15 protein-coding genes and 1 pseudogene are annotated in these 21,593 nt (G+C 66.2%); 8 read left to right on the plus strand and 8 right to left on the minus strand.

Annotation, left to right across the window (positions count from 1 at the left end):
- Positions 1–11 precede the first annotated feature (11 nt).
- Positions 12–539 (plus strand): invasion associated locus B family protein, encoded by a 528-nt coding sequence (locus JN302_RS20370; RefSeq protein ID WP_202304470.1) that lies wholly within the window; start codon positions 12–14, stop codon positions 537–539.
- A 465-nt stretch (positions 540–1,004) separates the two neighbouring features.
- On the opposite strand, the gene JN302_RS20375 is transcribed toward JN302_RS20370, so the two are convergent.
- The 3 genes from JN302_RS20375 to JN302_RS20385 form a co-directional block, all read right to left on the minus strand.
- Positions 1,005–1,925, minus strand: a complete 921-nt coding sequence (locus tag JN302_RS20375) for a bile acid:sodium symporter family protein (protein WP_202328780.1) — start codon at positions 1,923–1,925, stop codon at positions 1,005–1,007.
- A 138-nt stretch (positions 1,926–2,063) separates the two neighbouring features.
- Positions 2,064–3,272, minus strand: coding sequence for a flavin-containing monooxygenase (locus JN302_RS20380; protein ID WP_202304472.1), 1,209 nt, complete (start codon positions 3,270–3,272; stop codon positions 2,064–2,066).
- 102 nt (positions 3,273–3,374) lie between these two features.
- Positions 3,375–4,958 carry a LuxR C-terminal-related transcriptional regulator gene (locus JN302_RS20385; RefSeq protein WP_202304474.1) on the minus strand — a complete coding sequence of 528 codons (1,584 nt, stop codon included), beginning with the start codon at positions 4,956–4,958 and terminating at the stop codon, positions 3,375–3,377.
- A 601-nt stretch (positions 4,959–5,559) separates the two neighbouring features.
- Here JN302_RS20385 and JN302_RS39205 point away from each other — a divergent pair.
- The 4 genes and pseudogenes from JN302_RS39205 to JN302_RS20400 form a co-directional block, all read left to right on the plus strand.
- Positions 5,560–5,706, plus strand: a pseudogene (locus JN302_RS39205) (dihydrofolate reductase family protein); the annotation flags it as partial.
- A 2-nt stretch (positions 5,707–5,708) separates the two neighbouring features.
- Positions 5,709–6,332 carry an MBL fold metallo-hydrolase gene (locus JN302_RS20390; RefSeq protein WP_202328781.1) on the plus strand — a complete coding sequence of 208 codons (624 nt, stop codon included), beginning with the start codon at positions 5,709–5,711 and terminating at the stop codon, positions 6,330–6,332.
- A 117-nt stretch (positions 6,333–6,449) separates the two neighbouring features.
- Positions 6,450–6,980 (plus strand): dihydrofolate reductase family protein, encoded by a 531-nt coding sequence (locus JN302_RS20395; protein WP_202328782.1) that lies wholly within the window; start codon positions 6,450–6,452, stop codon positions 6,978–6,980.
- A 405-nt stretch (positions 6,981–7,385) separates the two neighbouring features.
- Positions 7,386–8,768 carry an FAD-binding oxidoreductase gene (locus JN302_RS20400; protein ID WP_244845790.1) on the plus strand — a complete coding sequence of 461 codons (1,383 nt, stop codon included), beginning with the start codon at positions 7,386–7,388 and terminating at the stop codon, positions 8,766–8,768.
- 1,077 nt (positions 8,769–9,845) lie between these two features.
- Here the strand turns inward: JN302_RS20400 and JN302_RS20405 are convergent.
- On the minus strand, positions 9,846–10,838 hold the full coding sequence (locus JN302_RS20405) for an AraC family transcriptional regulator (protein WP_202328784.1): 993 nt from the start codon (positions 10,836–10,838) through the stop codon (positions 9,846–9,848).
- A 159-nt stretch (positions 10,839–10,997) separates the two neighbouring features.
- Between JN302_RS20405 and JN302_RS20410 the strand changes: the two genes are divergently transcribed.
- Positions 10,998–12,170, plus strand: coding sequence for an MFS transporter (locus JN302_RS20410; RefSeq protein WP_202328786.1), 1,173 nt, complete (start codon positions 10,998–11,000; stop codon positions 12,168–12,170).
- A gap of 101 nt (positions 12,171–12,271) precedes the next feature.
- Positions 12,272–13,564, plus strand: a complete 1,293-nt coding sequence (locus JN302_RS20415) for a hypothetical protein (protein ID WP_202334376.1) — start codon at positions 12,272–12,274, stop codon at positions 13,562–13,564.
- Between the two features lie 149 nt (positions 13,565–13,713).
- Here the strand turns inward: JN302_RS20415 and soxG are convergent, their stop codons facing one another.
- The 4 genes from soxG to JN302_RS20435 are packed head-to-tail and all read right to left on the minus strand — an operon-like array spanning position 13,714 to position 18,869.
- On the minus strand, positions 13,714–14,301 hold the full coding sequence (gene soxG / locus JN302_RS20420; protein ID WP_202328787.1) for a sarcosine oxidase subunit gamma family protein: 588 nt from the start codon (positions 14,299–14,301) through the stop codon (positions 13,714–13,716).
- Positions 14,294–17,284 carry a sarcosine oxidase subunit alpha family protein gene (locus tag JN302_RS20425; protein WP_202328788.1) on the minus strand — a complete coding sequence of 997 codons (2,991 nt, stop codon included), beginning with the start codon at positions 17,282–17,284 and terminating at the stop codon, positions 14,294–14,296. The genes soxG and JN302_RS20425 overlap by 8 nt, the downstream gene beginning before the upstream one ends.
- Positions 17,281–17,559, minus strand: coding sequence for a sarcosine oxidase subunit delta family protein (locus JN302_RS20430; protein ID WP_202328789.1), 279 nt, complete (start codon positions 17,557–17,559; stop codon positions 17,281–17,283). Before JN302_RS20430 ends, JN302_RS20425 begins: the two co-directional genes overlap by 4 nt.
- Positions 17,560–17,609: 50 nt before the next feature.
- Complete coding sequence (locus tag JN302_RS20435; RefSeq protein WP_202304484.1) at positions 17,610–18,869, minus strand: sarcosine oxidase subunit beta family protein; 1,260 nt, start codon at positions 18,867–18,869, stop codon at positions 17,610–17,612.
- Between the two features lie 219 nt (positions 18,870–19,088).
- On the opposite strand from JN302_RS20435, the gene JN302_RS20440 reads away from it, so the two are divergent.
- On the plus strand, positions 19,089–21,593 hold the full coding sequence (locus tag JN302_RS20440; RefSeq protein WP_202304485.1) for a mechanosensitive ion channel family protein: 2,505 nt from the start codon (positions 19,089–19,091) through the stop codon (positions 21,591–21,593).

Genomic DNA, 21,593 nt, shown 5'->3' on the forward strand with positions numbered 1-21,593 from the left:
GGTTATGGCCGATGTCGGGTTCATCAAGGATTTGTGCGGTGACCGCTGCCGCCCTCATGGCGCTTTGCGCGTCGGCCGTAGCCCAGGAAGCCGGCCTGCCGGGCGGTGCCTCCTCGCTGAAGGAAACCTATGAGGATTGGGAGCTCTCCTGCCAGGCGACGCCGAAGCCGGTCTGCGCGGTTTCCCATCAGCAGTCGCAGCAGAACGGGCAGCGCTTGCTGGCGATCGAATTGGGCAAGGGGCAGGAGGGTGGCGTCGCGGGCAATCTCGTCCTGCCCTTCGGCCTGCAACTCGCCGCCGGCGCAACGCTTCAGGTCGACGATGGTGCAGCCGGCAAGCCGCTGCCTTTCTCCACCTGCCTGCCCGCCGGCTGCCTTGTGCCCCTCAGCTTCGACGCCAAGGCTGCCGCGCCGCTGCGCGCAGGCACGACGCTCAAGGTCACCGTCAAGAGCCTCGACCAGAAGGACGTGGCCTTGTCGGTATCGTTGAAGGGGCTGGCTGCGGCGCTGGATCGGTTGAAGGTGCTGGTCGGGGCTTAGGGGGCGGGGGCTGGCTGGCCATCTCGGCGGTCGCGGCTGACAACGTGGACGGATATCGACTCGGCATTTCGGCCAGCCAAGCCGAATTGGGAAAAGGGCTCGTTGTGAGCCTGGAAGCAGAAGTTCGCGCCGCCGATTCGAAATGTCGGCTTCGCGCCAATAGCGGTCATTCCGGCGCGTACCTGACGATCCCCAAAGCGGTCGTTTGTCAGTTGCTGAGCCGCGGCGTCTGCACTGCCGCGCCGAACAGGCGCTGGCAATCAGCCCGCGTCAGTCACCCGGACGCAGGCTGCTCGGGCGCAATGAACAGTCTTCCGAGGCGGTGACCGCGGGGCCATGCGCGGACCAGCGAACTCGATCGGTCTCGCCCTCGATCCTGAACTCGTTGCCTAGATTCCCGCCCCACAGCTTCGTGCGGAAGCTGCTGTCGTCCGTATTCTGGGCCTCTTCGACACCGGGGGGCGATCATTCCGCCGCCTGCGGATTGTCGGCGACGGGCATGCGCATCCACATCGCCGCGATGGCAAAGCCTACCGTGAGGTGGACGACGCCCCAGAGAATGGACGTGATTGCGACGCCAGCCAGCTCGGGGAAGAACGCGACGGCCAGGCCGATCGCGAGCGCGACGTTCTGGAACGCGACTTCGAGGGTGACTGCCCGACGGTCGGCGGCCACAAGGCCCGAAGCACGAGCGAGACCCCAGCCCAACAAGACGGCAACGGTGAAGGTGACGAGAACCGGGGGGAGCGCGATGCTGGCGAAGCTGCCGAGGACGCTCATGTTGCCCAGCAGCAGAATCGCCACAACGACGGCGAATACAAGACCGGCGATGCGGCGTACCCAATGCCGGATATTGTCGGTGGTCGCGGGACTCTTGGCGCGGATGATCATGCCCGCCGCGACCGGGACAATCAGCATGATGAGCAGCACCATGACCACCCGTACCGGCTCGATTTCGATCCGTTCGATCATCGCCCGGGTCTCGGGGTTCATCGGGGCCCAGAACGCGAACAAGAGGGGTGTGACGACGATGCTGAACAATGTGGAGATCGCCGTCATGCTGACCGAGGTGGCCACGCTCCCTCGCGCCACTCCGGTCAGGTAGTTCGACAGCGCCCCGGCGGGACAGCAGGACACGAGCAGCAAGCCGAGCGCGATGCTTGGCGTCGCCGCCATCAGCATGCCGATGCCGGAGGCGGCCGCCGGCAGGACGAGGTACTGGGCAGCCAGTCCGACGCCGGGCGCCCTGGGGCTCTTGAGAACCCTGCGGAACTGGTCCCAGGTCAGGTCCAGCGCCACGGCAAAGACCAGAAAACCAACCATGACAGCGACGGCCAGCCCGGCCCTTGGGCTGAAGTTGAACAGAGCCTGATCGATCGATTCCATGTCTTTCACCTTTGAATGCGCGGGGGCGGAGCCGGCTGTTCGCGACTTGCGAGGGGTGGAAGCGCTTGCGGCGCTGGCGCGCGATCGTGGCCGCCATCGCCCACGCTTGTTTCAGCGGGGACTCCGGGAGGCGCGGCATCAGCCATTTCTTGCAGCGTCAATCCAGCCCACGACACGGCGGGCGTCGCGCCCGACGCCTGAGACCAACGGCGAGGACACTGCATATTGGAAATGAAGCCCGGCGAAATACAGCCCAGCCACGTCGGTTGATTTGCCGAACCGGTGGCGAGGGTCGCCGCGCCCGTCCAGGACCGGCAGGTCGATCCAGTCGAAGCCGGGATCGAAGCCGGTGCACCAGATCACGCTCGCAAAAGCGACTTCTGCGCCGTCGTCGGCGACCGCCTTGCCGTCTCTGATCCGGGCGATTTTCCCGATCCGCCGCACCCCGGCGCGCTTCAGCTGACCCGGCCGTGTCCGGATCAGCGGCATGCCGTGACCGTGCATCCTGGAGCGGAACTTGCGCCCCATCGGCGTCCGCATCGTCAGAATGCGATGAAACAGTCCGCGAATGACGAGGCGAACCAGCAGTTTTCGTCCAAGGAAGCCGACGGGATCGAACGGAATGTGGCCGACGTCACGTCCGGACAAATAGACCTTGTGCGTCTTGGCCAGGTCCATTGCGATCTCGGCGCCCGAGTTGCCGGCGCCGACCAGCAGCACCGGGCCGTTCGGAAGCTGGGCGGGGTTACGGTATTCGTGCGAGTGCATCTGGAAAACCTGCGGGTCCAGATCGTTGGCCAAGGCCGGCAGGCGCGGCTTCTGATAGCTTGCCGCCGCGACAACCACGCGGTCCGCCTCACAAACGCGGTCCTTGGTTTCCAGGCGGAAGCGGCCGTTCGCCTTGTGCAGCCGCCTGACCGGCTCGTTCACGCGCACCGGCAGGTCGAATTTCGCGGCATATGCTTCGAGGTAATCCGCCATCTCGTCCTTGGTGGGAAAGGTGTCCTTGTGCGCCGGGAAACGATAGCCGTCGAGCGAGTCGAACTTCGCCGGCGTGAAGAGGCGCAGCGAGTCCCAGCGGTTGCGCCAGACGTCGCCGACGCGGGGCGCACCCTCAAGGATGACATGGTCGATGCCTCTCCGCTTGAGGTGATAGCTGACGGACAGTCCCGCCTGGCCGGCGCCGATCACCACGACGTCGTGACGTTCGGGCCTGGCTTCGGCCGGTTGCCGGAGCGATGCCGCCGGGAATGTGTCCGGTTGGGTTCTGAGCAGATTCCCCGTTTCCACCAGGTCGGCGGGGTGGCGGCCGGTGCGGGCCCTGTCGGATGTGCGTGTGTCGGCCATGGCTCTTCTCCTGTGGTCGTTGCGGAGACGAGCCTAGTCCTCTGGACACGCGGCTTTCATCGTTCGTATGACCCATGCCGCATCTTTCAGGAATGGGGTGTTCTACCCATTCCGCCGCGCGTCAATCGAGCCGGTCTGCAAGCCCTTGGCAACGGCGGCGGCGCGCGAGGAAACCCCGAGCTTGTTGAAAATGTTCTCGACATGGCGGTTCACTGTCTTGGGGCTGAGCCTGAGTTGCCTGGCGATCTCGCGGTTCGTGCCGCCGTCGGCGACCAGCGCCAGCACCTGCCGCTCGCGCGCCGTCAGATTGTCGGCTCCCGCCGCCGTGGAACCGGCCCGCAACTCGAGAATTCGCGCCAGATCGGGCGCCGCGCCGAGCTCCTCGAAAATATTCTCGGCTGCGTCGAACTCCCTTTCGGCGCTTTCGGTGTCGCCGAGCTCCGCGCAGGCACGCCCGATGTCGACGCGCAGACGCGCAACGAGATAGGGCGCGCCGAATTCCGACCAGTAGCGCCGGGCTCGGGTGAGCGGGGGGACCGCGTCGCCGAACTGACCGCGCGCCAGCGCCAGCGAGGCGTGTCCCTGATCGGCCACGCGGGCGAGGATTTCCGTGCCGAAGCGCTCCGCGATGTCCGACATTTCGCCGCACAGCCGTTCGGCGGCGTCCAGGTCGCCGCAGGCGATGAATATCTCGATGCCCGCGGGCAGCAGTGCCACCTTGCGGGGCATGTCGCCGGCCGTTTCTAAAGCGCGCCGAATCCCGGCAATCGCCTCCTCGCGCCGGCCCTGTGCAAGGCGCAGCAGCGCCAGTCCGGGCTGCGGGTCCACCCCGATTTCACCGGCCAGGCGATACTCGGCATCGGATTTGTCGAACTCGCCGCGCAGGCGCAGGATCTCCCCGCGCCGGTAGGCGGCATTGGCCATCGCGGTGTGCTCGGTCGTGCCACTCAGGCCGTCACCGGCGCGCTCCGCCTCCTCGAAGGCTTCTGCCCAGTGGCCCTCGAGTTGGAACACCTCGGCCCGGTGCACCTGGCAGACGCCGTTGAAGGCCCTGGCCTGGGGATTGCGCCGGCACCAGTCGGTGAGGATCGAGGTCCATTCGCGCGCGCGCACCATCTCGAGAACACGGCAGCAGGAGGCAACGATCTCGCAATAGACCACGCCGCATACCACCGGCGAAAGCCGTCGGCCGTTGGCGAGCAGCATTGCCTCGTCTATCGGGACATACCCCTCGTCGATGCGTCCGAGCCGAAAAAGGATTCCGCCCTTGAGGCTGCCAGCCATGGCGATCAGGTCGGGATCGTCTCCTTTCTCTCCGATGGCGATTGCATTGTCTGCAAGTTCGATCGCCGCTTCGTAGTCGCCTTTTCCCCGGTGCATGTAGACTTGAGGAAGGAGCAGATACCCGCGTTGCACGCAATCAGGCGCGGTCTGTTCGGCATGTTTGGCTGCGCGCTGAAGCCAGCCGGATCCCAGTCCGACCTCTCCGATCAGCATGTTCCGCAATCCGCACCAGAATGCCGTGCGTGCGCTTTCCTCGTGGTTCTCGTTGGCGGAGAATTGCGCGTAAAGCCGCTCCAGCCCGTCGAGCATGACCCGATCCTGCGCCGAAATCCCCGCAGCCCAGACCAGTGCCTCGAGGTCGTCGGTCCCGAGCTCCGACTCGGCGTCCGCATTCAGGAACAATTCGACCGCGTCTGCCCAGGCACCCCTGTCGTAAGCAGCCCGCGCGGCACGAATTGTTTCAAGCGGGTTCAGTGACATCTCGTCAGGAAGGGTACACCACTGCTACGGAATACAGAAACCTGATATCCGAGTTCAGAGGCCCCGCAGCAGGACTGCGGTTGATGCTGACGTGGGGATCGGAGCGGAACGACATCCCGAAAGCTGCCAATCCGCTGACGTGAAGAGTTTCGGGCGCCGGCAGGCGTACGAAAGTCCCCGAGGAAGGAACCCGCGGGCCACGGGCAGCGGCTGTGGGGATTTCGATATGCGGCCGGTGTCGGCGATGGCGCGACCCCCGCCAGGAAGCGGCCGGGTTGATGCGGCCGGACCGCTTCGGCTTTCAGCAACCCGGTCTTGTCGGCTTCATATCAGGTCGCGGATGACGATCAGGCTCCGGCGCTCCCCCAGGGCATCGAGAGTCGGATTGATCGGGCAGCCCGGGCGTGGTCATTCATGCGCACTCCAAAAACCGATTGCAATTTAAGATCAGTCGATCTAACTTGAAACTGCTTGCATAACGCAATCAGAGCCGCGGATATGCCGCGTGAGGAAAGGAAGTGGCCTGGCCAAGCTCGTGTTCGAAATGAACCAGTCCGTGGGCGGCTAAGTCGACCATATGGCGTTTGAGCCGAGTCCCACGTTCTTCCGCCACTTCATCGAGGACATGCGCGACCTGGCAAGCAGCGTGCAAATGTTGACGGAGATGAGAAGATGAACGCCCCCGCCTCGATCACCATCACGCCAATCCTCGTTGCCGACCTGCTTGTCGAGGGCGGGCGGATGCCGGTCTACGTGCACGTCATTGACCATCCCGATGCGCGCGTACTGGTCGACACCGGCATGACGGAGCTGCACCCGGCGGTGGCCGACCTCGATCCCCGCCTCCATCCACTGAGCAGGCAGGACTTCGACCTCGCCGGCATCGACATCGTCGTCAACACACACCTGCACGCCGACCATTGCGGCGGCAACCACCTCTTCGCCGACAAGCCGATCTACGTCCAGCGTCGGGAGCTCGACGACGCGCGCAGCGAGGACGAGTACACCATCCGCGAGTGGGTCGATGCGCCCGGCGTGCGGTATGTGCCGGTCGACGGCGAACTCGAACTGCTTCCCGGGCTCCGGCTTGTCCCGGCGCCGGGCCACACAGCCGGCATGCAGGTCGTCGTCGTCGAGACTGGCGGGCGCCCGGTCGTCGTTGGCGGCGACGTGGCGGTCTGGTTTGGCGAGCTCGACGAGCCGCACACCGAAGGCCAGCTGCGGGTGCACGCGCTGGAACCCGAGCTGGTCTGGCTCGCGCACGAGCACGAGCCGTGGCGACCCCGCACCGCATGAGGCATCACGCCGGCGCTTGCTGGGTGGGGGGAGTACATATCAAATCCAACTGCGCCCTGGCGCAGACCATTTTGCATTGCGCCCCGGTCGCGCGGCGCTTGGGAGGAGAAAAAAGGCATGGCCAAGCTCGTGTTCGGAATGAACCAGTCCCTGGACGGCTACGTCGACCATATGGCGTTCGCGCCGAGCCCCACGCTCTTCCGTCACTTCATCGAGGAGGCTCAGGGCCAGGCGGGCAGCGTGTACGGTCGCAAAATCTACGAGATCATGCGCTACTGGGATGACGATCATGCTGAATGGGATGCAGAACATCACGCCTTCGCGGCGGCGTGGCGCAACCAGCCGAAATGGGTCGTCTCGCGCTCGTTGAAGTCGGTCGGCCCCAACGCCAGGCTTGTTGAGGGTGATCTGGAGGGCGCGATTCGCGCGCTGAAGGTCGAGCGCGACGGGGAGATCGAAGTTGCTGGCCCGGACTTGGCGCAAAGCCTCACCGAACTTGGCTTGATCGATGAGTATCGAATCTACCTGCACCCCGTCGTGCTTGGTCACGGCAAGCCGTATTTCGCCGGCCCCCGGCCGCCGCTCCGCCTTATGACCAATGATCGGATTGGCGAGGATGTGATCAGGTTGACCTACGTTCCTGCTTGATCTCGCGACTCGCCGGATCGAAATCGTCGCAGAAGTCCGGTCTCGGGTTGGGGTGCGGGCAGAAACCGCTCGGGGAAGGTGCGCTGCCATCCTGGCGGCGAGGTTGGCCAGCTTCAGTTCCGGCCAGGATCGCGATGGATCGGGGCGCCCCCTTTGCCCCGGCGCACCCGGCATCGGAGTTCCCACCCGATCCGCTACAATTTGCGCCCCTGCTCACCCCTGAAACAATCGAAACACTCCCGCGCCGCTTCAGAAAAACACCTGAAAAGAAACCGGCGTAAGACAAGCACAGCCGCATGGATGCGGCAGATTCAACCGGCGATCAGCAAATATCCAGGGCGCGGGACGTTGTGCTCGTCTGCGCTGCGGCGCCGATATGACTTGCTCCGAACCTGAGAGATCAAGATGCAGAAGGCAATGACCCCACACGACTTCCCCGAGCGGCTCCGTGCGGGCCTCATCGGCGAAAACCATCCGGCCTATGACGAGGCGCGCGCGCTCTACAATGCCGCGATCGACAAGCGGCCGCGCTGGATCGTCCCTTGCGCCGAGGTCGAAGACGTCGTCGCAGCCGTCAATCATGCCCGGCAGTGGAACCTGCTCGTCGCCATTCGCGGCGGCGGCCACAGCGGTCCGGGCTTCGGCGGTTGCGACGGTGGCATGGTCATCGACACGTCGCCGATGAAGCGGGTCGACGTCGACCCGCATACCCGTACGGTTCGTGCCGAAGCCGGCTGCACGCAAAGCGACGTTGATCGCGCCACCAGCGCCCATGGGCTGGCTGTGCCGGCAGGCCTCGTCTCGACCACCGGCGTGGCAGGGCTGACGCTGGGCGGCGGCACCGGCCATCTCACGCGCAAGCACGGCCTCACCATCGACAACCTGCTTGCCGCCGAAGTCGTGCTGGCCGACGGCAGCGTCGTGACCGCAAGCAAGGACAAGCATCCGGACCTGTTCTGGGCGCTGCGCGGCGGCGGCGGCAATTTCGGCGTCGTGACGGCCTTTTTCTTCCGGGCGCATCCGGCGAAGGACGTCTATGCCGGGCCGATCTTCTACGATATCGCCGACGCCCCCGAGGTCATGCGCTGGTATCGCGACTTCCTGCCCGGCGCGCCGCGGGAACTGGGCATGTTCTTCGGCATCAAGACCGTGCCGTCCTGCGATCCGTTCCCGCGCGAGATCTGGGGCAGGCGCATCTGCGCGCTGATCAGTTGCTACAACGGCACGGAAGAGGAGGGCATGCGGGCGATGAAGCCGGCGCGCGACGCGCTGCCGGCGGCGCTGATGGACGGGATGATGCAGATGCCTTTCGTCGATCTGCAGGGCCTGTTCGATCCGCTGCTGCCGAAGGGGCTGCAATGGCACTGGAAGGGCGACTATGTCGACGAACTCTCCGATGCGGCGATCGCCACCCATGTCGAGCACAGCGCGAAGAGCCCCAGCGAGCTGTCGCTGATGCATCTCTACCCAATCGACGGGGCGGTCCAGGACGTGGCTTCCGATGCCACCGCCTGGGGCGCACGGGGCGCGCGCTGGTCCATGGTCATCGCCGGCATCGATCCCGACCCGATGATGGCGCCGGCGCTGAAACGCTGGGCGAGCGACTATTGGGCCGCGGTGCACAAGCACAATCAGCATGGCGGGGCCTATGTCAACTTCATGATGGATGACGAGGGCGAAGCGCGCGTGCGTGCCGCCTACGGCGACAACTACGACCGGCTCGTCGCGGTCAAGCGCGAATACGACCCGGCCAATCTCTTCCGGGTCAACCACAATATCCGGCCTTGAAGCCAGGCCTGCCCGCCCTTCGCTGAAAAAGGGGCGGGCAGGCGAGCGTATGGATCGGCCCGCTGATACGGCATCTCGGCACGGGTGCTCGATCAGCAGGAATTCATGTCATGGATGGCAGGCGCACATCCCTGCAGTCGATCAATCCTTGCTGACCACCGTTGACACCGGCGCCGCCACAGTGAATTTTTGACGCCTGCTTTCAACGTGATGAATTGCGTCCGCCGGCTCCGGCCGAGTCGCCTGAGCATATCTCCCGAAAGTGAGCAGCGGTTTCGGGAAAAAGAGGCATGCACTAAATCAAAAACCTGCAGGGTGTCGCGTGAATCTTTCCACAATACACGACGCAGCGGTCGCGGGTGATCAGCGGCAACATATCCGCTTCGTCATCCACGGACGAGCGCACGCAGCGAAGCGGAGGGCGCACCGATCCGTGGATCCATTCCGTGACCGATCCGAAGGTCGCAGACGGTCGAGGAAGAGGATGGCTCCCCGATCCATCCGCCCAAGCCCAGCACATATTCTACACCGAAGCAGTCAACCGCGATTTTCACGGCATGGATTCTCGGGTCTCCTCGCCCACGCTTCGCGTAGGCTCGGGCCCGAGAATGACGAAGGTAGGGCAGCGCGCCACCCCCAAACGGGGTCATCATTCACTCTGTCGTGTACTATGGAATCCTTCTTCACACGACGCGCTGGTGGAAGTACATATCCGCACAACGAGGCGAGCCCTCCCGGCAGGCGGTCCTCTCCGATCCTTCGCGAGATGTCGGCAGGCCGGCGACGGCGGCGCGAGCGCCGCAAGCATTGCCCCGTCACCCTGCCTTCGACGGCATGCCTGAATAACAGGCCCGTCCTGTAAATTTCCAGTTTTTAACAGGACAGCCGGCTGCTCGGTTATCCCCGGCCGAAGAACAGGAGCCGGCAGATACGAGGGAGGCCGGCGCCAAGGCTGAAGAGCGTTGGCGCTGCGCACCTCGGGACGATGGAGGCTGGCACTACGTTCCTCATCCTGAGGTGCGAGCGCAGCGAGCCTCGAAGGACGCACCAACTCGCCTTTTCCTCCGTGCGGAGCTATCAGACGTCCGCCGAAGCCCCGCCACCCCTCACTACGCCAGGCGGGCTGCCGATCACGCGCTTGAAGGCGCGGCTGAAGGCGGCCTGGGAGCCGTAGCCGAGGCGGTGGGCGGCGGTCTCGATCGGCATCCGGTCGCGGCCGATCCATTGCGAGGCGAGCCGCATGCGCAGTTCGGTCAGGTAGCGCACCGGCGTCATGCCCGTCACCGCCAGGAAGCGCTCGGCGAAGACGGAACGTGAGCTGCCCATTTCGGCAGCGAGGTCGGCCAGCGTCCAGTTGCGGCCGGGATCGCGATGGAGGGCGGCGATCACGCGGCCGAGGCGCGGGTCGCGCAGCGCTTCCACCCATCCGGTGGCGTCGCCGCAACCGCATTCCACCCAGCCGCGCACGATGAAGGCCGAGACGACGTCGGCGAGCCGCGCCAATATGCCGGCAAAGCCGGCACGGGCGTCGCGCGCCTCGCGCTCCATCGCCTCCAGCATCGGCAGGATCTCGGGATAACGCTCCATCAGCGTGCCCACGAACATCACCTCGGGCATCAGGGCGACCAGCGGGTGCATGCCGCCGAGATCGAAATCCATGCAGCCGCTGAAGACGATCACGTCGGTCGAGCGGCAGCCGTTGCAATCCTTGATCTCGCTGACGCTCTGGCAAAGCAGCGCCGCCTCGTAGGTGGAGACGTCGCGGCAGGGCAGGTCGCGGTCTGAGATGAGGTCGTGCAGGCCGCCGCGCGGCAGGAGCACGGCATCGCCGGTATCCATGACATGGACGCCGCCGTCCTTGCGGCGCAACAGCACGGGCCCTCGCGCGACGAAATGGAACTGCGCCCGTCCTTCCACAGTGCCGAAGCGGACGCCGAAGGGGGCGGAGAGCTGGATGCGGCGATAGTTGCCGCCGACCAGGCGCATCCCCATCAACAGCTCGCTGACGAGATCCGGCGGAACTTGCCGGGCGGATGGCTGCGTGCCGGTTTCGGACTTTCGATCAAGCATTCCGAATGCAGTGACATGGTGCGTCCGGAATGTCCATCCTAATTCTGCTGCATTGCAGCACAGCTCCTCTTGAAAGGACAGACGATGAGCGAACCATCACCACGGGCGGAGGCGGCCCCAGCCCGAGACAAGCCGGCCCGAGACAGGTCCATCCGAGATATGCCGGCTCGGGACAAGCCCGCCTGGGACGCCGTCATTGCGATGACGCTCGGCGTGTTCGGGCTGGTGACGGCGGAGTTCCTGCCGGCCAGCCTGCTGACGCCGATGGCGGCCGATCTCGGTATCACCGAAGGACTGGCGGGTCAGGCCGTCACGGCGACGGCGCTGGTGGCGCTGGCGGCGAGCCTGCTGATCCCGGCCGCGGTCGGGGATCTGGACAGGCGTGTCGTGCTGCTCGCCTTTTCCGCGATGCTGATCATTTCGAACCTGCTGGTCGCGCTCGCGCCATCGCTGCCGCTGCTCCTCATCGGCCGTGTGCTGCTCGGCGCCGCGCTCGGCGGCTTCTGGGCGATGTCGGCGGCTGTGACCATGCGCCTCGTGCCCGAGGCGCTGGTGCCACGGGCCCTGTCGATCATGTTCAGCGGCGTTTCCGCCGCCACGATCCTGGCCGCGCCGGTCGGCAGCTATCTCGGCGAGGTGATCGGCTGGCGAAGCGTCTTCCTGCTCACCGCTGTCCTGGCCGGCGTCGCGCTGGCAGTGCAGTTCGCGACGCTTCCCAGGATCGCGCCGACGGGGCAGGCGGGCCTGCGCACGCTGGGCGAGGTGCTGGCGCGACCCGGGATCGCGCTCGGCATGCTTGCGGCCATGCTGATCTTCACCGGGCATTTCGCTTTCTTCACCTATGTGCGTCCCTTCCTGGAAACCGTGACCGGCGTCGGCATCGGCGGCGTCTCGGGCATCCTGCTCGGCTTCGGCATCGCCAATTTCCTCGGCACGCTCCTGGCCGGTCCCCTGCTGGAGCGCAGCCTGCGGATGACGCTGCTGTCGATGCCGCTGCTGATGGGCCTTCTGGGTCTCGGCCTGGTGACGGTGGGCAGCGAGCCCGCGGCAGGCGCGGTGATGGTGGCGATCTGGGGCATGGCCTTCGGCGCCGTGCCGGTGGCATGGTCGACCTGGCTCACCCGCACGGTGCCCGACCAGGCGGAAAGCGCTGGCGGTCTGCTCGTCGCGGCGATCCAGTTCGCGATTGCGCTGGGCGCTGCGGCAGGCGGCGCGATCTTCGACACCAGCGGCGGCATCGGCGTCTTCACCGCGAGCAGCTTCATTCTCCTGCTGGCGGGGCTGATGATCGTGGCAGGTATACGCTCCCGCCGGGTGGCGGTCGCGGCCTGACATCAAGACTGCGGGCGGCGTGTGAGGATGCGCCGCCCGTAGCCATGACCGCCGACTCCCTCTATGCCGGCTCTTCGTCGGGGCATCGGAAAGGGACAGACGTGACCGTCACGCAAAGCAGGACCGCCGAGATCCGCCGGCTGGCAGCCGAGGATCGCGATGCCGCCGCCCGCGCGCTGGCGGAATTGCTGCGCGACCTCTTCGGCCTTGAGGCCGAACGAATAGAGATCAATCGCGACCGCTACAGCCTGAATTCGCTCAACGGCTTCTTCCGGACGGGTGATGAAGCCTTCTTCTTCAAGTTCCATCAGGAAGAGGGCGAGGAGGCGATGAGCGGCGAATATTACCGCGCCGACATCCTGGCCAAAGCCGGACTGCCGGTCGACAATCCCGTCCATATGTCGGCGCTGCCTGGCGAGCAGATCCTGATCTATCGCCGCCGCACCGATCCGCGCTTCTCCGATGTCCTGCGCCGCCTCGATCTCGCTCCCGATGAAGCGGCCGAGGCGCGGGCGCTTGCGGCCGAACGGAAGCTCAACGAGGCGCTGCTCGAAGTCTGTCGCAAGACGCTCCATCCCGTTGACGCGGCCGAAGTCGCGGCCGAGCCGATCCATCGCCTGTTCTACGAACGGCTGATCGACCCGAAAAGCGGCGCGCTGCCGGGCGGGCGTTTCGCCGACTTCTATGTCGGGCGGAGCTTCCGGTTTCCCGGCGTCGAGCTCGATTGGGAGGCTTTCAGCCGGGCGGCAGTCGTCATCAACGGCGTGCGCTACCGCAGGACGATCGGCGAGCTGTTCGCCGCGGCGGCAGAGCGGCTGCGGCCTGATCGCCTGGCGGATGCAGGCGGCGTGACCGCACATGGCGACGCCCACAACGCCAATGTCTGGTACGTGGAAGGGGGCGGCGCGCCGTCGCTTGCCTTCTTCGATCCGGCCTTCGCCGGCAGCCACGTGCCGACGCTTCTCGCCGAGATCAAGGCGACCTTCCACAACATCTTCGCCCATCCGCTCTGGCTCTACGATCCGGCCGAGGCCGCGACGCGCTATCGCGCGGACGCGACATTCGCCGACGGCGTGCTCGACATCGTCACCGACTGGCAGCCGAGCCGCATCCGCCTGGGCTTGCTCGAGGTGAAGGCCGGGACCTTCTGGCGGCCGCTGCTTGCCACACTTTCCGAGCGCGGGCTGCTGTCGCCCGACTGGCGCGAGGTGATCCGGCTTGCGCTGTTTCTGTGCCCGACATTGGTGATGAACCTGAGGGCAGGGGCCAGCAGCCACAATCCGGTGTCGTCGCTGATCGCCTTCTCGGTGGCGGTGATGGTCGGCAGCGAGCCGGTGGCGGGCGAGGATGTCGTGACGCGCTTCCTCGATATGGTCGACCCCGAGCGAGGTTAGCGCTCCAGAAGAAGCGGATCGCCTGCCGGTGAGGTCTCTTCATGCACAGCAGGTTCACCGCGTGCCCGCTTCGCGCAAATCCGTGACGGGCGCCACAGCAGTTGCGCTGCAGCTGCGAAGGGTGGACCGGTAGATGCCGGCGGGCGGCGCTATCGCACCTCGTAGCCGACTTCGGCAGCGCCGTGGCAGAGCGCCGTCCAGAAGCTCCTGGCGAAGGAGCGGAACACATAGAGGTCGAACTGCTCCGGCGCCGTGCGCTGAATCTGGGCGAAGACGTCGTGATGCGCGGTCGATCGGCCCGCACCGACCGGAAAGGCGGCCGGCGAGAAATCGATCGCGAAGAATTTCGCCAGCACCCATTCGGCACGGGCGCCTGAAATCCGGATCGCCGTGCGCCCGTGCGAGAGGGCGGTCACGACGCCGTCTTCGTCGCCAATCAGCCTGGCGAGGGCCGCCTCGGTCCCGGCGGCCTGATCGACCACCAGGAAGCGGCGGGGCGCGACGGTGAAGACCGCCTTCGTTTCCTCCGCCACGCCGGCGCCCGCGCCCTCCGGCAATGCGAGCCCGGTCGCCGTGCGGATCGCGGCGACCACGGAGGCTTCCTTGCCCGGCCAGGCGGTGACCTCGGCGATCGAGCCGGGCCTCGTCTCGGTGAGGACGACGCCCGCGCTCTCGGCGAGGCGACCGTGCGGCCCGGGCTTCCAGACGGGGAGCAGCGGCGAAACCGGCTCAACCATGCACGCGGCTCCCTTCAGGATCGAAGAAATGATGGCTGACGATCTCGACCGGGCCGAAGCGGTCGCGCAGCGGGTCGGAAACGAAGGCGCGGGTGCCGTGGCGCGCCTTGCCCCTCGCCACCAGCGCCAGCGCAATATGCTTGCCCAGGGCCGGCGAATAGCAGGCAGCCGTGATGTGGCCGATCGAACCATGGGGGCGCGCCCGGTCGAGTTCTTCGACGACATGCGCGCCGCCATTGAGCGCCCGATCGTCCAGCGCCACGAGACCGACGAGCTGCAGGCGGTCGGCCGCGACAAGGCCTTCGCGGTCCATCATGGCCGAGCCGATGAAGGGTTTCTTCTTCGACAGCATCCAGTCGAGATGGAGATCGCGCGCCGTGGTGCGGCCGTCGATCTCCGCCCCCGTGACATGGCCCTTCTCGATGCGCAGCGTGCCGAGCGCCTCGAGCCCATAGGGCAGGATGCCGAACGGGGCGCCGGCTTCCAGCAGAGCTTCCCACACATGGGTGCCGAAGCCGGCTCCGCAATAGACCTCATAGGCGAGTTCGCCGGAGAAGGAGAGGCGGCAGATCATGACCGGCACGCCGGCGATCTCGCCATGCACGATGCCCATGAAGGGCAGGGTGGCATTGTCGACGGCCGTGCCGGTGACGCAGGCTTCCAAGACCTTGCGCGCATTCGGGCCGGCGATCGCCGTGCCGGCCCATTCGTCGGTGACGGAGGTGACGGAGACTCTCAGCTCCGGCCAGATCACGTCGAGGAAATACTCCAGATGCTGCATGACCTTGCCGGCGTTGGCGGTGGTCGTGGTCATCAGGAAGTCGTTCTGGCCGAGCCGCCACGTCGTGCCGTCGTCGAAGGCGAAGCCGTCCTCTCGCAGCATCAGTCCGTAGCGCGCCTTGCCGACGGCGAGCGTGGAGAAGAGGTTGGTGTAGACCCGGTCGAGAAAGGTTGCCGCATCCGGTCCCCTGACCGCGATCTTGCCGAGGGTCGAGACGTCGACCATGCCGACATGATCGCGCACAGCCTTCGCCTCGCGCACATAGGCCTGCTCGACCGTCTCGCCGGGCAGCCCGTAGATCTGCGGACGGAACCAGAGGCCGGCCGGATAGAGCGTCGCGCCGTTTTCGACATGCCAGTCGTGCATCGGCGTCAGCCGCTCGGGCTTCAGGTCGCCGTAGCGCTCCGCCGCGAGCGCGCCGATCGAAACCGGTGCGAAGGGCGGCCGGAAGCGGGTGGTGCCCACTTCGGGCACGGGCTTGCCGAGCGCCTCGGCCATGATGGCGAGGCCGGGTACGTTGGAGGTCTTGCCCTGGTCGGTCGCCATGCCGAGCGTGGTGTAGCGCTTGAGATGTTCGACCGAGACGAAGCCTTCGCGATGCGCGAGCCGCACGTCCTCCGCCGTCACGTCGTGCTGCAGGTCGACGAAGGCCTTGCCCTTGGCCCTGATCTCGAAGACGGGGGCGGGGTGATGGTCGATCTCGGTCTCGCCGACATCGGGCAGCCGTCCGTTGCCGATGGTCGCGCCCGAAGCGGCAAGGCCGGCGTCCCGGCCTTCCTCGATCGCCCGGGACGTCGAAAAGCTGCCGTTGAAGCCGCCCGCGCCGAACCAGCGCTGCGTTGGTTTCGGCGGCAGGAAGGCCTGCAGGCCGTCATGCCAGGCCGGCCGCGCGCCGGCCTGGCTGGCGAGATGGATGGCCGGCGACCAGCCGCCGGAGACGGCGAGCAGGTCGGCCGCGATGCTGCGCGGATCGCCCGACAAGGCTCGCGTGGCGGCATCGAATTTCTGGACCTTGATGGCTGCCAGCGCCTTGCCCTCGGTGGCGACGACGGCATGGCCGGTCAAGATCTCCGCACCCGTCTCGGCGGCCAGTTCGTGTGCGGCTGCCGAGATGTCGGCCCTCACGTCGGCGATCGCGACGATGGTCGCCCCTGCGCGTGCGAGCGCGGCGGCCGCGCGGTAGGCGCTGTCGTTGTTGGTGAGGATCGCGATCCTCGCGCCGGGCAGCACGCCGAACTCGACCGCGTAGCGGACGGCCGAGTCGGCCAGCATCACGCCCGGCCTGTCATTGCCGGGAAACACCAGCGGGCGCTCGAAAGCGCCTGTCGCCAGCACCACGGCGCCGGCGCGGATCGTCCAGTGGCGGTGGCGCGGCTCGCCCTCGGCAGGCGCGGCCTTGTGGTCGGTGACGCGTTCGAGCGCGGCGATCGTGTTGTCGTCGTAGTAGCCCCAGGCCGTCGTGCGGGGCAGCAGCCGGACATTGCCGCGTCCGGCAAGGTCGCGCACGGTCGCCTCGGCCCAATCGGCCGCGCCGGCGCCGCCGATCGTCTCGCCCGACCAGTTGGCGGAGCCGCCGAAGCGCGCATCGAGTTCGGTCAGCACCACCTGCCTGCCCTGGTCGGCGGCGGCCTTCGCCGCCATGAGGCCGGCGGGCCCGGAGCCGACGACCAGAACGTCGCAAAAGGCATTCATGCGTTCATAGCGCGATGGATCCTTCGCCAGCCCCGCCCGGCCGAGGCCTGCCGCGCGCCGGATGAAGTATTCGCAGAACATCCAGAAGCGCGTGCCTCTCAGCGGGCCGATCGCCGGGCCCATGAAGGTCTTGTAGTAGAACCCCGCGGAAAAAAGATTGCCGGCCACCTGGTTGACGGCGCCGATGTCGAGGCCGAGCGACGGAAAGCGGTTCTGACTGACGACGGTGAGGCCGTCATGGATCTCCAGCATTGTCGCCGGGATGTTCGGCTCGCGCACGTCGTCGCGCAGCACTGTCACCAGCGCGTTGGGCTCGTCGACGCCGGCGGCGATCACGCCGCGCGGCCGGTGGTATTTGAACGATCGGCCGAACAGCGAGACCCGGTTGGCGAGCAGAGCGGACGCCAGCGTGTCGCCGGGGTGGCCGGTATAGGGATGGCCGTCGAAGGTGAAGCGGATGGTGCGGCTGCGGTCGATGCGCCGGCCCGCGTCGATGCGGCGTGCGCTCATGGCTTCGCTCCGGCTTCGCGCAGGTCGCGCGCCATCGCGACATTGGAAATCTTGTGCGTCAGCGTGTTGCGGGTGACGGCGAGATGGGCCCGGCAGCCGCCCGAGTGCTGCCAGATCTCATGATGCTCGCCGGCCGGGTTGAGCCGGTCGTAGACATAGGCGTTCCATGCGGCCTGATCCGTCGATGCCGGATCGGGGCGGGTGCGGTTGCCGTCGCCCTGGTAAGTGAATTCCGAGACGTCGCGCGAGCCGCAATAGGGGCAGCGGATCAGCATGGTTTGCGCTCCGCGGGAAAGGGGGACGTGGAGAGGATCATTCTCATTGTCTAATGCAATCTGGGCGTCGCGCCCTGGCCCTTGTCGTCGATGACGAGGCCGCGATGGAAACGGTCCAGCGTGAAGGCCGCATTGATCTCGTGCGGTTCGTCGCGCGCGATCGTCCAGGCGAAGGCGAAGCCTGAGGCGGGCGTTGCCTTGAAGCCGCCATAGCACCAGCCGCAATTGAGATACATGCCAGGCAGCGGCCCCGTCGTGATGATCGGCGAGCCGTCCATGGACATGTCGCAGACGCCGCCCCATGAACGCAGCACCCGCACGCCGGCGAGGCTCGGGAACAGCGCCAGCATCTCGCTCATCACCTCCTCGACAATCGGCAGGTTGCCGCGCTGCGCGTAGGAGTTGTAGCCGTCGATGTCGCCGCCATAGACGAGGCCGCCCTTGTCGGATTGCGACATGTAGAAATGGCCCATGCCGAAGGTGATGACGGTGTTCAGGAAGGGCTTCAGCGATTCCGACACGAAGGCCTGGAGCACATGGCTCTCGATCGGCAGCCTTTCGATGCCGGCGAGCCGCATGACATGCCCGGTGCTGCCGGCGACCGCGACCGCAACCTTCCTCGCCCTGATCTCGCCGCGCGTGGTGGTCACGCCGGTGATGCGGTCGCCGTCGCGCAGGAAGCCGGTCACCTCGCAGTTCTCGACGATGTCGACGCCGCGCCGGTCGGCGCCGCGCGCATAACCCCATGCCACCGCGTCGTGCCGGGCCGTGCCGGCACGCCGCTGCATGAGGCCTCCCACCACCGGGAAGCGCGCCGAGGCCGACAGGTCGAGGCCGGGTACCTCCCGCGCGAGCTGGGCGGGGCTCATCAGCTCGGCATCGATGCCGTCATGGCGCATGGCGTTGCCGCGGCGGGCATAGTCGTCGAGCTGGGCGGGCGAATGGGCGAGGTTGAGCACGCCGCGCTGCGAAAACATCACATTGTAGTTGAGTTCGTGGGACAACGTCTCCCACTGCTTCATCGAATGCTCGTAGAAGCGGGTGTTGGCGGGCAGGAGGTAGTTGGAGCGCACGGCCGTCGTGTTGCGGCCGACATTGCCCGAGCCGAGATAGCCCTTCTCGATGACCGCCACGTCGGTGATGCCGTGTTCTTTGGCGAGATAATAGGCGGTGGACAGGCCGTGTCCGCCGCCGCCGATGACGACGACTTCATAGGCGGGTTTCGGCTCCGGCTTGCGCCATGCCGGTTTCCAGTCGCGATTGCCGCCAAGAGCGTTCCTGAAGAGCGAAAGGGCCGAATATTCCGCCATTGGCAGTTGTGATCCGTTGCTGATTCCGGCGCACACTATCGGGGCGGCCGACGGACCAAGGCAAGGATTGCGCCACGCCCTTTCGCAGGGCCGACTCCCGAGGCCGGCGTTGCCGTTGCGCCTTGTCTTCCGGGAGGCGTGGCTTGCCCCTGACTGCGGGCATCTTTATCAAGGGCGCGGATTCAACCGTCACGCAGAGGGCACAGCCTGCAGAACCCCATGCCGATCCTGTCCTTCCGGCGCTTCGCCGTCCCCCTGATCCTGCTTCTGGCCGTACTTTGGGCCACGCTTGCTGGCGCACAGAACGGCAGCGGCCCGGGAAACGGACTGCTCGCCGAGCAGCAGCAGGTCGTCGGCCAACTCGGGGCCAGGATCGACGCGCTCGAAAAGAAGATCGGCGCCAATTCGCAGGACGACGCGAATCTCGTCGAGATCAGGACCGGGCTCGAGGAGCTGTCGCGCCAATTGCTGGCGAGCGGCGTCGCCTTTCGTCCGCGCCTCGCTGAGATCAATGCCCGGCTCGAGCAGCTCGGCCCGGCGCCGGCGGAGGGGCAGCCGCCCGAACCGGAGGCGGTCGCGTCGGAGCGAAAGTCACTGGTGGCGGACAAGGCCGAGATCAACGTGTTGCTGGGCAATGCGGAGAGCATGTCGATCCGCGTTACCGGCCTGATCAACAATATCGCCGAAATCCGCCGGGAGCTGTTCCAGAGCCTTCTGACCAAACGCTATGACGTCGGCTACGAGTTGCTGGGAGAAGTCGTCGGTGCCGCCTATTCCGAGATGGCCACCTTCTATCGGACCGTATCGTCGTGGCTTCGTTTCGTCGTGCAGTTCAAGCTGCAGTCGGTGCTCGCCGCAACCTTCTTCGCCTTGGTGGCTGCTGTGGTGCTGCTGGTCGGCGGGCGGCGGCTGTTCGGCGATCTCTTCGATGCCGACCCTCTGGTGGAGGAGCCGTCTTATCTCAGCCGCCTGTCCGTGGCCTTCTGGTCGACACTGGTTCCGACCGCGGCCGTGAGCGTGTTCCTGGCAACGACCTATCTGCTCTATCAGTATTTCGGTGTGTTGCGGCCCGATATCGCCACGATCATGGCCTCGCTTTTCAGCGTCATCGGGATCGTGTTCTTCGTCCATCGCCTGGGCGATGCGGTGCTATCGCCCAAGCTGCCGAACTGGCGGCTGATCGACGTGGACACCGGGGCGGCGCGGCTGCTCCATTGGCTGGTCTTCGCCACCGCGCTTTTCACCGGCGTCGACGCATTCCTCAGCCAGGTCTACCAGGTGCTGAGTTCGCCTCTGGCGTTGACGGTCGGCGAGAGTCTTATCTCGACGGTACTTACCGGCCTGCTGGTCATCTTCATTGGGATGGTGAGGCCTGCTTCCGGCGACGATGGCCGGCCACGGCGCTGGCATCCGCTGTTGCGTTTCACCCTGTTCCTTCTGGGCGGCGCCACGATCATCGCGGCACTGCTCGGTTATATCGGGCTGGCGCGCTTCATGTCGGCTCAGATCGTCATCACCGGCGCGGTGCTGGCGACCATGTATCTCGGCTTCCTGTCGTCGCGCGCGATGTCCGACGAAGGCGCCTTCGCCAATACGAAGATGGGTCAGCGTCTCGGCGAGGTCTTCAAGCTCGACGAGACCACGCTCGACCAACTCGGGCTCGTCGTCAGCATCGCGGTCAACATCCTCGTGCTCATCATCGGCCTGCCACTGATCCTTTTTCTCTGGGGGTTCCAGCCGGGCGACATCACCGCCTGGATCTACAGGTTCGCGACCGAGATCAAGATCGGCTCCTTCTCCTTTTCGTTGACCGGCATCCTCACCGGCATCATCGTCTTCGTGCTGGGCTATTTCGTTACCCGCTGGTTCCAGGGCTGGCTCGACGGTTCGGTCATGGCACGCGGCAAGCTCGATGCCGGCGTCCGCAACTCCATTCGCACCGCCGTCGGCTATGCCGGCGTCGCGCTCGCGGCATTGATCGGCGTTTCGGCCGCCGGCATCGACCTTTCCAATCTGGCGCTGGTCGCCGGTGCGCTCTCCCTCGGCATCGGCTTCGGCCTCCAGAACGTCGTCTCCAATTTCGTGTCGGGCCTGATCCTGCTGGCCGAGCGTCCGTTCAAGGTCGGTGACTGGATCGTGGCGGGCGCCGTCACGGGCACGGTCAAGAAAATCAGCGTTCGCGCCACCGAGATCGAGACGTTCCAGCGCCAGACCGTCATCCTGCCGAACTCCGAGCTGATCAATGCCGCGGTCGGCAACTGGACGCACAAGAACAAGCTCGGGCGCATCGAAGTCAGGGTCGGGGTGGCCTACGGTTCCGATCCGAGGAAGGTCCACAGCCTCCTCCTGGAGATAGCTCGCAACCATCCGATGGCGCTCAAGAATCCTGAACCCGCCGTGGCTTTCGTGAACTTCGGCGAATCCTCGCTCGACTTCGAGGTTCGTGTCTTCCTGTCCGACATCCTCAACGGTGTGAGCGTGCAGAACGATATCCGCTTCGCGATTGTGGACGCGTTCGAGCGCGAGAGGATCACCATTCCTTATCCTCACCGGGAACTCCTCGTCAGGGCTGCCGCTTCCGAGCAGGCGACCGAGGCCTGGCCCACCGACGACGACCGGGCGGATGCGGATCTCATGGAGAAGCACCGGGCCGCCGCCGCCAGGGAGGCCGAGAGGGCAGCCCCGAAACGAAAGGGCAGGGTCCGGAAGCCCGATCCCCATTGA

The sequence above is a fragment of the Mesorhizobium sp. L-8-3 genome (assembly GCF_016756615.1).
GTDB lineage: Bacteria > Pseudomonadota > Alphaproteobacteria > Rhizobiales > Rhizobiaceae.

Coding starts and splice junctions, on each gene's coding strand:
- JN302_RS20440 (WP_202304485.1), top strand. CDS start 19,089: ATGCCGATCCTGTCCTTCCGGCGCTTCGCCGTCCCCCTGATCCTGCTT.
- soxG (WP_202328787.1), bottom strand. CDS start 14,301: ATGGTTGAGCCGGTTTCGCCGCTGCTCCCCGTCTGGAAGCCCGGGCCG.
- JN302_RS20380 (WP_202304472.1), bottom strand. CDS start 3,272: ATGGCCGACACACGCACATCCGACAGGGCCCGCACCGGCCGCCACCCC.
- JN302_RS20400 (WP_244845790.1), top strand. CDS start 7,386: ATGCAGAAGGCAATGACCCCACACGACTTCCCCGAGCGGCTCCGTGCG.
- JN302_RS20425 (WP_202328788.1), bottom strand. CDS start 17,284: ATGAGCGCACGCCGCATCGACGCGGGCCGGCGCATCGACCGCAGCCGC.
- JN302_RS20370 (WP_202304470.1), top strand. CDS start 12: ATGTCGGGTTCATCAAGGATTTGTGCGGTGACCGCTGCCGCCCTCATG.
- JN302_RS20410 (WP_202328786.1), top strand. CDS start 10,998: ATGCCGGCTCGGGACAAGCCCGCCTGGGACGCCGTCATTGCGATGACG.
- JN302_RS20395 (WP_202328782.1), top strand. CDS start 6,450: ATGGCCAAGCTCGTGTTCGGAATGAACCAGTCCCTGGACGGCTACGTC.
- JN302_RS20430 (WP_202328789.1), bottom strand. CDS start 17,559: ATGCTGATCCGCTGCCCCTATTGCGGCTCGCGCGACGTCTCGGAATTC.
- JN302_RS20405 (WP_202328784.1), bottom strand. CDS start 10,838: ATGCTTGATCGAAAGTCCGAAACCGGCACGCAGCCATCCGCCCGGCAA.
- JN302_RS20435 (WP_202304484.1), bottom strand. CDS start 18,869: ATGGCGGAATATTCGGCCCTTTCGCTCTTCAGGAACGCTCTTGGCGGC.
- JN302_RS20375 (WP_202328780.1), bottom strand. CDS start 1,925: ATGGAATCGATCGATCAGGCTCTGTTCAACTTCAGCCCAAGGGCCGGG.
- JN302_RS20390 (WP_202328781.1), top strand. CDS start 5,709: ATGAACGCCCCCGCCTCGATCACCATCACGCCAATCCTCGTTGCCGAC.